Source organism: Pseudomonas sp. UBT (assembly GCF_050915955.1).
GTDB classification, from domain to species: Bacteria; Pseudomonadota; Gammaproteobacteria; order Pseudomonadales; family Pseudomonadaceae; genus Aquipseudomonas; species Aquipseudomonas antarctica_A.
The window spans coordinates 876,903-891,426 of record NZ_CP168079.1; the positions used below are offsets into that span (position 1 = coordinate 876,903).

A 14,524-nucleotide genomic window follows, 5' to 3' on the forward strand; every position below is an offset into this window, starting at 1 on the left:
GTCAAATGTGGGAGCTGGCTTGCCTGCGATAGCGTCAGCGGCCTCACTGCAAAATTGAGCGCTGAACGATCAAGTCGACAATCTGCTTGATGCTCGTGATGTGATCCCAATCCTCCTGAGTCGCCTGCAGGTTGAATTGCCACTTGATCTGCATGACGAAGCAGGTCAAATCGTCATCGATGATCTTGAAGTCATGGATGAAATCCGTATTTTCCGTCACTTGGCTTCGGTCAATAAAACCAATGATATCGACGAACAGTTGGATCACTTTTTCTGTGATCTCGGCTCTGGTAGGGCTACCTTCCACTTCTCGCCTCATAGGCACACTTACCAATACTGATTAAGTCAAAAACGGCTAACCCCACAGCAACGAAGGGAATGCCCCGCCCAATAATGCCAAATACCCGGACGGTGCCAAACGTTGCTTTTGCCATCCTAGCCATTGTTGGTTGCCTGATCAGTGTACGAGGGAAAAAGCGCATTCCAATGAGGCTGGCCAGGTTCGTCGTTTTACTGGAGCCAACGTGGACCCAAGTTCCCACGGCGATTTTGCTGATCGGTATGCCCGCCGCGCCAGTAAGAGCCGTTGCCGCCGTCAAACCGTAGTGTTGCTGTGTACATTTCCAGAGGTCGTCAACAGTGGTGTCAGGCACAGTGGAGTCCGCCTGAATGGGCCTGAGTAACGTGTAACTGGCGCCATGAGTCCAACCTGGCGAATGAGGTAAAAGCATGACTGCCGGGCAGCTTGTCATTGTGTTTCCCAAATGAAACGCCATGCTGGAAGTTGAGCCGAAATCGATGCCATTTTGCGCGAGTTCAAATTGGCTTTGCATGATTGCGGTGTGTAGATCGCTTTCCTGCATGACGTAGTTCCTTTACGTAAATGACAGGCGGGATGTTAGGTCGCAGCAAAGGGCGATGGAGGGGCGGAGGGAAAAATCAGAAAGGTCCGACAGTGCAATAGGGACTCCCCTACTGACTATTCAGAAAGAGCGTAAAAGGCCCCACAAACAGCTGATGTTTTAGTGGCCAGCAAGACTGATCCCTTTTATTTGCGGGAGGTTTCCGAGCGCCATTTCACGCCTTGTTCCGGCTGAATTCCGCCGCTAGTCTTCACCACGTCATCGGCCCTTCGGTGACCGGAAGTGCAAGCCGAAATTGGCGGAAGGAGAGCGTCAAAAGTCCCGGAGATTCAACATGGTCAAAGCAACCTCTGCTTCAACTGATACCCAGACAAACTTCCTCAGCGAAGACGCCCTACTCAACCGCCGAGCCATCGACTACTACCTCAAAGCTTCCGCCCCGGACGCGCCCAACTTTGTGCTGAATGACAACCTGAGCTTCGAAGACGCCCTCGCCCATGCGGCCGACTTGCTGCATTGCGCGGTGGAGACGGCGCACGGGTCGGCTGAGGCGATGAATCCGCAACAGCGGGCGGTGATGCATTTGGTAGGGATGGCGAAGGACGTGGTGGGTCGGGCGTTGGAGTGTGTGCAGCCGCGATAGGCACCGCATAACTCATGTGGGAGGGGGCTTGCTCCCGATTACAGTGTGTCAGTCACTGGATGATTGGCTGACACACCGCTATCGGGAGCAAGCCCCCTCCCACATTTGAAACGTCTGTGTTCTTGGGCGGGTGGCCGGTTTAGAACCCGCGATGCTTCTTCAGGTGTTCATTGATCTTCGCCGCCGGCACTTTCTGCAAGGTGCACAGCAGGTCGTGGGACAGTTCGCGCAACCCATGCGTACCGCGCAACTGCTCGGCCAGGTGCGCCGTGAGGTTGGCCGCCATCTCCGCATCCGCCATCGCCCGGTGAGCCTTGCCGGTGTGGGGCAGTTGGGCGTAGCTGTTGAGGGTGCCGAGTTTGTGGTTCGGCGCCGCCGGCATCAGGCGACGGGCCAGCAGCAGGGAACAGGCGAATTTTTGCAGGCGGGTGCGGCGGATCAGGCCCAGTTCGAAGTCCCAGAACTTCTGGTCGAACGCAGCATTGTGCGCCAGCAGTGGCGTGGTGCCGACGAACTCGTTGACTTCATTCATCACCCGCTCGGCCGGAGGCGCGCTGCGCAACATGGCGTTGCTGATGCCGGTGAGTTGTTCGATAAAGCCCGGCACACGCACGCCGGCATTCATCAGGCTCTGGTAGCGGTCCACGATCTGGCCGCGCTCAAGGATGACCACCGCGATTTCCGTAGCCCGGCAGTGGCTGCTCGGGGTGATGCCGGTGGTTTCAAAGTCGATGACCGCTATACGTTCCAAACCTGTTCCAACTCCGTCTATCAATTTAGTGGGCCGCCGCGCTTATTTGAGCAGCAGCGCGCCTTCGATCGGCACGTAGCGGCTGGCAGCGCGTATCAGCGAGTTGGCCGTCAGGCCCGGCACGCCGTAGGCCACGGCTTCGACACCATGCTTTTGGATGATGCGGTCGAGCAGCATGTCGAAATCACCGTCGCCGGAGGCCAGCACCACTTCGTCGACGTGGTCGGCGGCGTCCATGATGTCGAGGGTGATGCCCACGTCCCAGTCGCCTTTGGCCGAGCCGTCGGCGCGCTGGATGTACGGCTTGAGTTTTACCGTAAAGCCCAGGTTGCGCAGGATCTGCTGGAATTGCTGCTGCTTGCTGTCGCCACGGTCGATGGCATACGCATACGCCTCGACGATCTGCCCGCGCGCGCTGATGTCAGCCCACAGGGCGGCGTAGTTGAAGTGGCAGCCATACGCCTGGCGCACGGTGTAATAGAGGTTTTGTACATCGGCGAACACCGCAATTTTCTTCACCGCACTTCCCCATGGCTGCCGCTTGGACCTCGAACGCAAAGGTCCGCAAAGGCGCCAGTATGCCAGCCATGGGAAAGTTTCAGCGAAAAATCAGCCTGGGGCGACGAAGCGCCCCGGTTGAGTGCGGGTCAGACGAAGGAGTCGTCGTCGCCAAAAGAGGAGGAATCGTCGGAGTAGTCGCTGTCAGCGAAGCTGTCGGAGGCGTTGTCACTGCCCCAGTTGTCATTGCCGGCAAACTTCTGGTCGTCGTTGCCCCAGTTGCTGTTGTCGCTGGCAGGCGCCGGCTCTTCGCGGATGATTTCTTCCACCACTTGCGGCTGTTGCGAGTTGTGGTTGAACAGGCTGCTGATGCCTTCGGCCAGCATTACGCCACCCGCCACACCGGCGGCGGTTTTCAGCGCGCCACCGAGGAAGCCACTGCCAATGGGCGCAGCAGGCGCTTGTTGCGGCTGTTGGTAGTTCTGCTGCGGCGCACCGTAGTTCTGCTGTTGCGGCGCGGGCTGGCCGAATGATGGCCGCGCCGGCTCACGCCAGCCGCCACCGGAAGACGTCGGGGCGCTTTGCGCAGGCTGGGCGTCACGGGAACTGCCGCCAAAGATGCTCGACAGGAAACCACCGCTGCTCTGCGCAGGCTGCGCCGCCTGGGATTTGGCTTGTTGCAACTCGTCCTGCAATTGCTGGATCTGTTGCGCCTGTTGCTTGTTCTGCGCGTCGAGGCTCTTGATCGCGTGCTCTTGCACCAGGATCGACTGGGTCATGTAGTACCCGGCGGCCGGTTGGCGAGTCATGTGCTCCTTGATCCGCGCTTCGGCCAGGGCGTCGCGGGGGGCTGAGTCCGTTTCGGCTTGCTGCAACCGTGAAAACAGTCCATCGATCAGGGTTTGCTCTTCGCTGTTCATGGCGACCTCGTTAGATTGCCGGTAGAAATCATGGGCCTGCCCAGGGTCAGGCAAGCTACGTAACAGTTATGGGGCTGTTACTAGACGTTTCAATGGTCTTTACGAAAGGTTTACGTTTGCTTACCTCTCGTCATGATCGGTTAAAGTGTTGGCCTTGCTTTTAGGCCTGTGATGAACCTGATGAATCCGTTAGAAGTATTGCGCGACTCTTTCCGTTTCACCCAACGCAACCTGGGCGCCATCGTCCAGCTGTGCCTGCCGCTGGTGATTCTCGAAGCCCTGCTGCAACAGGTGCTCGACCACACGCTGGGCCCGGATGCCTTCCCCGGCTACAGCGTGGTGGTGGGGTTGTTGGTGTACCCGCTGTACACAGGCGCCTTGATCCTGTTTCTGGACGCGCGCACCCGTGGCGAGTCGCCGAGTACTAAAGACGTGTGGGCCATGGCCCTGACCCTGTGGCCACGCTTCGCCCTGCTCACGGCCATCAGTACGCTGCTGATATTGCTGGGCCTGTCGTTGTATTTCCTGCCGGGCCTGTGGCTGATGGTGGTGCTGGCGTTTGCCGAGTACCTGCTGGTGCTGCGCGGCCTGTCGGCGCTGGAGGCGATGAAGGAAAGTTTTCGCCTGACTCGCGGGCATTTCTGGCGAATTCTGGTGTGCCTGCTGTGCGTGATGACGCCACTGTGGCTGCTCAAGGGCGCCAGCGTGGCGGCGTATCCCCATCCCGCGCCGCTGCTGGGCGTGCTGATCGACAGCGCCCACAGCTTCCTGCAATTGTTTACCAGCGTGGTGCTGTTCCGTTTATTCATGCTGATCGGTGGCGACGCCGACGCGCGGTGATATGCTCCGTGCCACCTCTGAAACGCTATAAGCCGAGCCAATGACCCGTTTATTGCGCATCACCCTGTTGAGCCTGTTGATCATCGCGGGCCTGCTCACGGCACTGATCTACAGCCTGACCTGGCGCCCCGCCGACAAGCAAACCCTGCCCGTGAGCTGCGTCGCGCCCCGTGCGCCGACCCTGCTGCCCGGGCAGGCGCTCAAGGTCATGACCTGGAACGTGCAATACCTGGCCGGCAAGAACTACGTGTTCTGGTACGACACCGCAGACGGCAGCGGCCCGGACGACCGCCCGACCGTGGAAGACATGGCCTCGAGCCTGGACGAAGTGGCCCGGGTGATCCGCGACGAACAACCCGACATCCTGCTGTTGCAGGAGCTCGACGAAGGCGCCAAATCGTCCCACTACCAGGACCAGGTGGCCCTGCTTCAGGAACGCCTGGTCGACCTCTACCCGTGCAGCGCCCAGGCCTTCGACTGGAAAGCCGATTTTGTGCCCAACCTGCATATCTTCGGCAGCGTCGGCCGCAAACTGGTGACCCTGAGCCGTTACCAGATCGAACACGCCGAACGCCTGCAACTCCCGGTGTCGCCGGCCAACTTCATCAGCCGCCAGTTCCAACCCAGACCGGCCTTGTTGCTGACCTATTTGCCGCTGAGCGATGGCGGCCAACTGGCGGTGCTCAATACCCGGCTGGATGGCGACATGCCTGGGCGGTCGGCAGTGCAAGCACAAGCGAAAGCCACGGTGAAGTTGCTGGACAAGTTCGAAGGCCGTGGCACGCCATGGCTGATCGGCGGGGACTTCAACTTGCTGCCATTGGGGCAATTCCTGCGCCTGGACGCGGTTAAGCGCGGCCAGTATTCGCCGGACAGTGAGCTGCATTTGCTGTGGGACAAATACCCGATGATCCCGAGTAACAGTGAATCCAGTGGAATTGACCGTGAGAAATGGCTGACGAATTTTCCGAATGATCCGAGCGTAGAGGGTCCGGATCGTACGTTGGATTATCTGTTCTACAGCCCTCGGATCAAGCGGGTGGAGGCTAAAGTGCGGCAGGCGGATACGTTGCGCATCTCCAATCACTTGCCGGTGATTGCCCGCTTCCTGCTGCCGGCTGCGCAATAACCAACACCTAAACCTCTGTGGAAAGCTGGCTTGTGTGGGAGCTGGCTTGCCTGCGATAGCATCGCCTCGGTGAACCCGATAGACCGAGTCGTCTGTATCGCAGGCAAGCCCGCTCCCACATTTGATCTCCACACGACCTACTTGCGGGGTTTGATCCGGGCGGTTGGTTCGGCCACCAACGGGTCATCCGGCCAGTAATGCTTCGGATAACGCCCCTTCAAGTCCTTCTTCACCTCGACATACGTGCTGCGCCAGAAGTTCGCCAGGTCCTGCGTCACCTGCACCGGCCGTCGCGCCGGGGACAGCAGGTGCAGCTTGACCACCTGGCGCCCACCGGCAATGCGCGGCGTGTCCGCCAGGCCGAACAACTCCTGCAAGCGCACCGCCAGAATCGGTGGTTGTTCGCTGTAGTCCAAACGCACCGAAGAGCCCGACGGCACTTTCACATGCTGCGGCGCCAGCTCGTCCAGGCGTTGGGGCAGCGGCCAGGGCAGCAGGTTGTGCAGGAAACTGGAAATATCCAGGTTGGCGAAATGGCTCAGGCGCGAGACTTTGCCCAGATACGGCATCAGCCAGTGCTCCAGGCTGGCAAGCAACGCCTTGTCACTGATGTCGGGCCATTCGCTGGTTTTACCGGCGTCCAAGTGGCGCAGCAGCATGACGCGGGCCTGCCATTGGCGCAGTTCAGGCGTCCACGGCAGCAGCTCCAGGCCTTTGCGGCGCACGAGGTTGACCAGTGCCTGGCTGCGGGCGGACTCGTCCAGCCCCGTCAATGGTTCACGGCTCAGCACCAGTTCGCCGACTTTGCGCTGGCGTTCAGCACGCAAGACGCCTTCGCGTTCATCCCAATCCAACTGGTCGACGTTGCGCACTTGCTCGGCGAGCACCGTGTCGAACAGCGCCGGATCGAAGTCCGACGCGAGGTAGATGCGTTCTTCACGCTGGCCCTGCCGGCTGCCGAGGTCGGCGATAACCAACCAAGGTTGTTTCATCAGGCTGTCGGCTTCGGCGAACAGCGCGGCGCGGCCGTTGGCCAGGCGGTACTCGGCGCCACCGGGGCGACGTTGCTGGGCGACACGGTCCGGGTAGGCCAGCGCCAACAAGGCGCCGAGCCAGCGCGGGTGGTCGGGGTCGGCCACGGCTTGAATCGCCGGGCCGCGTAAATAGCCACGGTATTGCCGCGCCAGTTGCTTGGCCCGCTGCACGCCACCTTGGGTGCCGCGCGCACGTTCTTCACCGGACATCAAGGCCAGGCGGCTGTGCAAGTCAGCACCGCCACCGCGCAAGATATCGCGCTCACCTAACAGCGCGGCCACATCACACGCTGTCGACGCCAGCCCCAGGTCCTGCCCGCGCAGCAGCAGATGGGCGATACGCGGATGGGCCGGCAACTCGGCCATTTTCTGGCCATGGGCGGTCAGTTTGTCGTCATTCAAGGCGCCAAGGCGCACCAGCAGATCCTGGGCCTGGGCATACGCGGCAGTCGGCGGCACATCCAGCCACACCAACTGCGTGGGCGTGACGCCCCAGCGCGCCAACTGCAAGGCCAGGCCTGCGAGGTCGGCGGCGAGGATTTCCGCGCTGCCGTACGCAGCCAGACCTTCGTGCTGGTCCTCGGACCACAGGCGATAACACACGCCCGGCTCCAACCGCCCCGCCCGGCCGGCGCGCTGAGTAGCGCTGGCACGGGAAATACGCTGAGTGTCGAGACGGGTCATGCCGCTACCTGGGTCGAACCGCGGCACCCGCGCCAGCCCGGCGTCGATCACTACGCGCACACCGTTGATGGTCAGGCTGGTCTCGGCGATGTTGGTGGCCAGCACGACCTTGCGTTTACCCGCCGGCGCCGGGTCGATGGCGGCGCGCTGGGCATTAAGGTCGAGCTCGCCATGCAGCGGGCACAGCAGCACATCACTGCGATCCCCCAAAGCGTCGGCCAGTTGCTGGTTAACCCGGCGAATCTCCGCCTGCCCCGGCAAAAACACCAGCACGCTGCCGGTTTGGTCATGCAGGGCTTCGAGGATGGTCTGCACCACACGCGGTTCGATGAATTCACCGGACTGGTACGGCCGCCCCCAGCGCATCTGCACCGGGAACATGCGCCCTTCACTGCGCAGGATCGGCGCGTCATCCAGCAGCCCGGCCAGGCGCTCGCCTTCGAGGGTGGCGGACATCAGCAGGATTTTCAGCGGCTGTTCATCACGAAACAGGTCGCGGCCGTTCAGGCTCAGGGCCAGCGCCAGGTCGGCGTCGAGGCTGCGTTCTACGACATTGCCACTTGCACGGCTTTGTCAAAATAATGAAACTATAGATATCACAAGGACTTAAGGCAATCAGGACTGTGGAAAAAAAACTGACAATCATCAAAGGATCGCTTGCTCTGGTGAACTATCCGTTCACTACCCTCCCCCAAGACGTACTAGTCCTTATGACCCGCTCCTACGCCCCGATCGCCCTTGACGGGATGGGCCAGTTGATCAAGCTGTTCGATGCGTACTGCAACATCACGAAGACGGCAGTCACGTACGTTGGGATGTCTTCGCCAGGCTTTGAACGCACCATCCGAGGATTCTTGGGAGCTATGTCAGATGACGCCTTCGTAGACGTAACTCCTGCCCTTCGAACTTTATATGCCAGGGAATTCGTACGGCTCATCCACGAGATGTCAAAAGAGGTGCCTCTACTTCCAACTTTTGAAGGTAAGGACGGCTGGCCTAAGCCCAACGCCGGATACTGGGCTGTTGCCAAGGAAAATCTCGACGCCCATGCCGTCAGGTTCTGGAATGGCTGGCCTGTCGAAAGCGCAAACGGCAAGACCAGCTATATCTCATTCGCCAATCTTTGGATCTCGCACGGCCCGGAATTTACCGAGGAGGTATACAAAGCCCTATGCCAGTGGACAATCAAGATGCGGCGTCCAAGATGCAGTGAGTTCAGTGCATTTCTCAACTTTGTATCAGAGAGGGCTGATAGCTGGCCCGTCGAGACATTCAGAGATCCGATTCAGATCAAGCATCTCTTTTTGGGTTTCATGGTTTGGTATTTCAACGAACAACTTTCCCAAGGTAATGATCTTGCGTCGGCGACCAAGTCTTATGCCGCGTTCATCAACCTAGTCACATCAACAATGCTCGCTGGAGGTACTTGGGTTAAACCTTTTGCGGGCTCCTTGCCAAAGCCAAAAATCATGCATGTGGCAGGGGCGGACACCAATAAAAAGAAGAACAGTAAGGGCGAGGTCATCAAGGCCAAACTAATTACTGAAATTCCTTACCAAGTAACAGATACACAAGCCATCGAACTTCTGTTCAAGAAGATCAAGGCTGACAACGATATTCTCTACCGATGGGCCAATGCCAAAGCCTGGAAAACCTCGAACAACAAAAAAGCCAGAGACCGTCTAGCTAAGTCAGGAAATTCGGAAAAGATCATCTATGCGACACACTCTCAGCCTGAGGAACTCAATCCTGCTGACCTGTGCGCCGCCTTTAATAAGCACGGCTTTGACTACGTCAAAAGAGACTTCTCCAAGCGCTTCGGGAAAAATATCAATAGGGAGTTCCTAAACAGCTTTCTCAATGTTCCGACGCCAGATGATCTGTATCCATACAAGCTTCTCTTGGTACATGCGTACCCTTGTATTACGCAATCGTATATCGATAACTTAGAGCTTTATAACGAGCAGGGTCATCTCACTGGGTTCGTGAAACTGGAAGGATATTACCAGCTCACCGGCTACAAAGACCGGAAAGGGGGAAAGCTCAGTGAGATCAAGATCAAGCTGAAGCCTCGGGATGCTGTGCGGGTGAGGCAGTTGATCAGGGCTACGCAGCCCCTGCGAGAATATCTAAAGGCTCAAGGCGATGATGCCTGGCGGTATCTGTTCATCGCCTGCTCCCGCGGCCTGACACAACCGACGAAAATGACGCCGACGAACTGGAGCGCCGGCACACTGGCGACGCGCTATCAGCATCTTGCTGATGAATTCTCTGAATACCTAAAGCTTTCTCGGAAAGAGGTAGAGGAATACATCTGCCGGATCTCGATCACGTCACTGAGGGCAACCCGAGCGGTTCTCATCTATATCGAGAGCAACAGCATCACGGAGACGGCTAAGGCGCTGGGACATTCCGAGGTGTCGCCTGACTTATTGAGCAGCTATCTTCCTGAGCCGATCCTCGCATTTTTCCAGACCAGATGGATCCGAGTTTTTCAGAGGGGGATCATTTGCATGGCGATGAAGGACAGCAAGTATCTACTGAAGGTCTCGAATTTCCAGAGTATGGATGAGCTTCACACCTTCCTTGAAAACAATGCATTGAAGGACATCCCCGAAAGCATGCGTGACCCGGAAGCGTTGAAGAATCCGAATCTGGCCAATTCATCTGCCCGGGACAAAGAAGCCGCTGACCGGGTCGTCATCTCTCTGGATGTCGGAATTCTGACCGCCTTGCTCTCGATTGAGGAGGCAGTGCGCATCTCCGCGCGCCGCGATGAGATCAGTGCCAAGGCCCTATATTGGGCGAAACTTACCAACCTTCTGGTCAACGACATCACAGAAGGAAACGAGTTTGATCTCCAGGACTACCTGGCAACTGCACGTACCCAAATTGACTCTGCCCAGATGGAGAACCTGATCTATGCTGTTGCCGCCTGAACTCGCCTTTCTCTCACCACTGCTCAGGTCGCCTCGCGAGGAGTATAAGTCAGCAGTTTGGCTAATGAATGATTTCGATAGCCCAGTGTGGCTGTATTCTTTTGAGTACAAGAAAAGCCCCAAAGAGCTGGACTGGAACGTCATAATGTCTGACGGCAGTTCACTGCTTCACGAAAAAAACAAAGCGACTCTGGAAGGGTTTAGGTATTTCCTCACCTCTTGCACTCGCAACGACAGTGACACTGGTGAAACTAACGACCTTAAGGGGCAACAAGCAAGGCAGTTCTGGCGTGCCTGTCACATCATTGACTTCTTACTCCTCAATGACGCCAGGTACCAAATATGCAAGTATGGCCTGACCGGATTAACGGGCGGCAACCTTATTGAATTGCTGGATACATTCTCGAAGAATACCTCCATATCCGAGTCCGTCTACAAATGGACTCCGACACTCAGGGAATACTGCTATAAACTTCTTAAAGAGACCAGCGAAAGTGAGATTCTTGAGACCCTCAAGGCACGCCCTCAGCTTCTGATCCTGACTAACGAACAAAAAGACGAGGATGAATTGGGCATCCCGCTTGATCTTATCCCTCCGATCAGGGCTTGCTTGTACATAAACGGAATGTACGGAACCCCTCAGGTTGACTATGGTCATCAACCCAACACGGTGAAGATGTCTCAAGCCTTTTATCCACAGTCTCTGTGGGGCAAGAGTCAGTCCAAGACTGTACATCATATTTTGGGGTTCAACGACGATACGTCAATGTTCACTAGAGAGTACCCTGGAGTACCGGCACACACCGGCGCCAACTCGGTAATGCGCGACCAAACATACTTCGGCTATCGGTCGAGCCTGTATAACCTTGGCACCCTCCACGAGATTGGACTACCCGCCCCTCAGGTTTCAGCCTTAGTGGAGGCGGACGCCTATACCCCAAAACTTGGAACAAAGGGTCGCTTTAGAACCGTACCCTCTGACACCGTGTTCAAATCGATTCGCCATGCGATTGAATTTCACATTGAGCACGGGGAACAGATCATCAAGGGCTTTTGCCGGATTGCATTGGAATGCCAAAAACGGGACGTTGCTCCATCCACCCTGTCAGAGAGTGAAGTGAAAAGCATTGTTGGGCCTTACTTGGTAAACTTGGGCGTTTCGCAGTTGTCTTTGAGCTCCCGAATCATCGACACCAAGACGCTACGCGAGTCCATCAAGGGAGATAAGGCCGAATACTTCACCAAGCTGCGCAACAATGTAGGCCTTTACGACCTGCTTGCAACTTATGTAGGCGGAATTCAGTTGACGGTCGGCGTACTTATGGCCAGGCGCGTTAGCGAGCTTTATACGCTCAAAGCCAACAACTGCTTAAGCGAATGTGGCGACTGGCTGTACTTCGGCAATGCCAAGAGCAGCAAGCACCTGTTCGGCCATCGTCGCTCCGAAGCAAGACCGATCGAACCGATCGCCGGGGACATGATCAAGAACCTTATCAAAATGCAAAAGATCCTTTTGCGCATTGGGTACATCAAGTCTTACAAAACCCTTTTCGCACTTCCCCACATGCGTGGTCAGCGGGGCCTGATTGACACGGGTAATACGGCATACAACCGTAACCTGGATATCTTTTGCGATTATTTCGAAACGCCGCTTAACGAACTTGGCCAGCGCTGGTACCTGCGTCAGCACCAGATGCGTCGCTTCTTCGCGATGCTGTTCTTCTATTGTGGAAGCTTTTCCAACATCGATACGCTCAGGTGGATGCTAGGGCATACCAATATCAAGCATGTCTACAACTACATAACCGAGAGTACGGACGGTGCAATTCTCGCATCGGCTGCTGCGCAGCATGCAGCTGAAAACATCCACATCGGCAATACTGAAAACTTCAAAGAACTTGTTGAGCTGATCAAAGAGCATTATCAGACTGAAAACTATACTCTTATTGCTGCCGCTGAACTCGAAGATTACATCAGTGATCTGATGAGTGAAGGGATGATTGAAATCGAACCCGAATTCTTCTCCGATGCCGACGGCACCCACATGAAGATCGTCTCTCGCCTTAAGCACAAGGAGGCAGCATGACCGACAAGAAGCCTTCTCGCTCTGAAAGCGCCAGAGCGGGAGCTGTGGCGCTACAGCGCCTGCTAAGCCAAATCATCACCACCCCTCATGCATTTGCCAACGACGAGGCGGTAATTGCGGCCCTCAATACCCAAGGTGGCCTCGCGAACCTGGATCGAGAGGTGAAGGCAGATGGCGGAGATACGCTCTATACCTTTCCCACGAGCCTTAACACCCTCAAAAAATACAGTGAGGAAGTATTGACCGGTGGGTTCAATACACTGAATGCGCTTCGTGTGAAAGCCATAGAGTCCATCGAGCGCCATGAGCGAAAGAAAACCAAAAGCAACAAGCGCACCAGAGATGGGCTCAAGCTGAGGGTAGCTGACCACGAGCAAGAGCTTGATATGCTTCGTCAGACCAATTTCTTACTCCTTCGAGCGCTTCAGGAGTCGATGGGGCAGATCAAAAACATCAGCGTTGCGAATGAACCTTTAACTCGGGAAAAATGGGCATCTGATGCTATTGCAACACTCTTGGCCATCACAAGTCTGTGTATCCCCCCTTTCAACCTCACCGACATCCCGGCACAGCAAAAAAATACAACCTCGACGGTGACCGACATCAATGACTACCGCAAGTGAGTACTCAGATCGTACTTCCCAAAAGCTTTATACGCTTTTAGGTGAGCACAAAACGTTCGGCAGCTTCTCGGTTGATCGAATCCTGATGCGCGACGCCACGAACATCCCGTTTATGAGTTGGCCTAATGGCTCGCCATGCATTATTGGGAATCTGTTTATGCTCACTCTGTTTAACAGAAAGGGGCGTGGCGGAGGACGCGGCTTGTCTCGCTCAGGCGAAGGCGGTGGGACAATGGGGGACTATGCCGCCAAGCTTAGTCAGTTACTTCGTCTCTGCCACCGAGATGGTCGCGACCCAGTGATGATGAACGATGGCAATTTCGCGGACTATATCGATGAATTGCGAAAAGAAATTTCTCCTAAAAACCCGTCAGTCAATAAGCGTACCGAGGATTCAATTACTGAGATAGGGCGGGTATGGCTGGATTTTCTGGGGTTTGTAGGCCGCATCAATGGTTATGACGACTTCGTATCTCCTGAAGGTCGAATTCGCGCCGAGATGAAAACCTTCGAATTTGTTGACAGTTCTGGAAACAAATCTCGACGCAGTTACCTTGTTCACCATTCCTTCGGGCCACCATCGCGTCGCAAATCAAGAAACCCCATTACCACCGAGCAGATCATACTGCTAAAAGAAACATCAAGAAAATCAAACGAAACGAATTTCGTCAAGGCCAGGCGCTCATTATTAATTGACCTGCTTACAGACACTGGCGCGCGTCGCTCAGAGATTGCCAATCTCACTATCGACGACGTAAAGAAAGCCAAGGCAATGGAGAAGCCGACCTTATCAATGACCACATTGAAGAGAGGCGAACCGGTAATCAGACAAATACCTGTCACTCCTACACTGCTTCACCTTCTGGATACGTTCATTGAAAAGCAACGTAGAAATCTCATGAAGAAGATCTATAAGGGCGGAAAGGATCATCGTTTCTTTTTTGTATCGGAAACCACCGGAAGACCGCTATCTAGCAAAACGCTTTACAATGAAATATTAAAACTTAAAAGCCTATCCGGCATTGAGTCGCAGATTTGTCCTCACATGTTTCGCCACCGTTTTATCACCGAATACTTTCTTGACTTTATCAGACAGCATCACATCGACAATGTTGATGATTTCCGTCGAAACCTTTTGAACACAGAGATTTTCAAGACGGAAGTTATTCAGTGGACAGGGCACCTCAATCCCACATCCATCAATACATACCTGCACTTAGCTTTGAAGGCACTCGGTGATTATTCGGCTACGGTGACATCCATTCACATGAAGCGCGCCGTGGATGGATATTTCATGCGTGAAAAGGAACTGCGTCAGCGCCTAAAGGAGGGTATGGCTATTGAGGAATATCTGGTTGAGCTCGACCTGCTGCAATCGCTGTACGAAGAGGATCTCGCCGTCGCCGAGTCCAGAGAGAGCCCCCCTACATCCGCGAGTGTCTAGTGCATGGTTGGGTTGTAGTCGCCATGATGCCGTGAGACTGCGACGAAGCTTTGGCTGATGCATCCGGCAT

At 55.9% G+C, this 14,524-nt stretch carries 12 protein-coding genes and 1 pseudogene; 7 read left to right on the top strand and 6 right to left on the bottom strand.

The window, feature by feature from the left end:
- Positions 1–43: 43 nt before the first annotated feature.
- The gene (locus ACDZ94_RS04090; RefSeq protein ID WP_064454251.1) at positions 44–307 is read right to left on the bottom strand and encodes a hypothetical protein; all 264 of its coding nucleotides are present in this window, start codon (positions 305–307) and stop codon (positions 44–46) included.
- Complete coding sequence (locus tag ACDZ94_RS04095; protein ID WP_221295691.1) at positions 297–863, bottom strand: hypothetical protein; 567 nt, start codon at positions 861–863, stop codon at positions 297–299. The genes ACDZ94_RS04090 and ACDZ94_RS04095 overlap by 11 nt, the downstream gene beginning before the upstream one ends.
- A gap of 334 nt (positions 864–1,197) precedes the next feature.
- On the opposite strand from ACDZ94_RS04095, the gene ACDZ94_RS04100 reads away from it, so the two are divergent.
- On the top strand, positions 1,198–1,506 hold the full coding sequence (locus tag ACDZ94_RS04100) for a DUF3077 domain-containing protein (protein ID WP_432751103.1): 309 nt from the start codon (positions 1,198–1,200) through the stop codon (positions 1,504–1,506).
- Between the two features lie 139 nt (positions 1,507–1,645).
- Here ACDZ94_RS04100 and ACDZ94_RS04105 read toward each other — a convergent pair whose 3' ends face one another.
- The 3 genes from ACDZ94_RS04105 to ACDZ94_RS04115 all read right to left on the bottom strand — a co-directional run bounded on the left by ACDZ94_RS04105 (position 1,646) and on the right by ACDZ94_RS04115 (position 3,675).
- Positions 1,646–2,257, bottom strand: a complete 612-nt coding sequence (locus ACDZ94_RS04105) for a 3'-5' exonuclease (RefSeq protein WP_221295693.1) — start codon at positions 2,255–2,257, stop codon at positions 1,646–1,648.
- A gap of 42 nt (positions 2,258–2,299) precedes the next feature.
- Positions 2,300–2,776, bottom strand: a complete 477-nt coding sequence (locus ACDZ94_RS04110) for an NYN domain-containing protein (protein ID WP_053258147.1) — start codon at positions 2,774–2,776, stop codon at positions 2,300–2,302.
- 128 nt (positions 2,777–2,904) lie between these two features.
- The gene (locus tag ACDZ94_RS04115) at positions 2,905–3,675 is read right to left on the bottom strand and encodes a DUF2076 domain-containing protein (RefSeq protein WP_432751104.1); all 771 of its coding nucleotides are present in this window, start codon (positions 3,673–3,675) and stop codon (positions 2,905–2,907) included.
- A gap of 180 nt (positions 3,676–3,855) precedes the next feature.
- Between ACDZ94_RS04115 and ACDZ94_RS04120 the strand changes: the two genes are divergently transcribed.
- Positions 3,856–4,515, top strand: a complete 660-nt coding sequence (locus ACDZ94_RS04120; protein ID WP_432751105.1) for a YciC family protein — start codon at positions 3,856–3,858, stop codon at positions 4,513–4,515.
- A gap of 40 nt (positions 4,516–4,555) precedes the next feature.
- Complete coding sequence (locus tag ACDZ94_RS04125; protein ID WP_064454255.1) at positions 4,556–5,644, top strand: endonuclease/exonuclease/phosphatase family protein; 1,089 nt, start codon at positions 4,556–4,558, stop codon at positions 5,642–5,644.
- Between the two features lie 137 nt (positions 5,645–5,781).
- Here the strand turns inward: ACDZ94_RS04125 and hrpB are convergent.
- Positions 5,782–7,908 (bottom strand): annotated as a pseudogene (hrpB, locus tag ACDZ94_RS04130) (ATP-dependent helicase HrpB); the annotation flags it as partial.
- Between the two features lie 77 nt (positions 7,909–7,985).
- Here hrpB and ACDZ94_RS04135 point away from each other — a divergent pair.
- From ACDZ94_RS04135 to ACDZ94_RS04150, 4 genes are read left to right on the top strand one after another with little or no spacing between them, the layout of a single operon-like run.
- Positions 7,986–10,301, top strand: coding sequence for a hypothetical protein (locus tag ACDZ94_RS04135; protein WP_432751106.1), 2,316 nt, complete (start codon positions 7,986–7,988; stop codon positions 10,299–10,301).
- Positions 10,285–12,387: an integrase gene (locus tag ACDZ94_RS04140; protein ID WP_432751107.1), complete on the top strand. Its 2,103-nt coding sequence runs from the start codon at positions 10,285–10,287 to the stop codon at positions 12,385–12,387. Before ACDZ94_RS04135 ends, ACDZ94_RS04140 begins: the two co-directional genes overlap by 17 nt.
- On the top strand, positions 12,384–13,010 hold the full coding sequence (locus tag ACDZ94_RS04145) for a hypothetical protein (RefSeq protein ID WP_432751108.1): 627 nt from the start codon (positions 12,384–12,386) through the stop codon (positions 13,008–13,010). Before ACDZ94_RS04140 ends, ACDZ94_RS04145 begins: the two co-directional genes overlap by 4 nt.
- Entirely contained in the window at positions 12,994–14,454 is a 1,461-nt protein-coding gene (locus ACDZ94_RS04150) for a tyrosine-type recombinase/integrase (RefSeq protein WP_432751109.1), read from the top strand. Before ACDZ94_RS04145 ends, ACDZ94_RS04150 begins: the two co-directional genes overlap by 17 nt.
- Positions 14,455–14,524 lie beyond the last annotated feature (70 nt).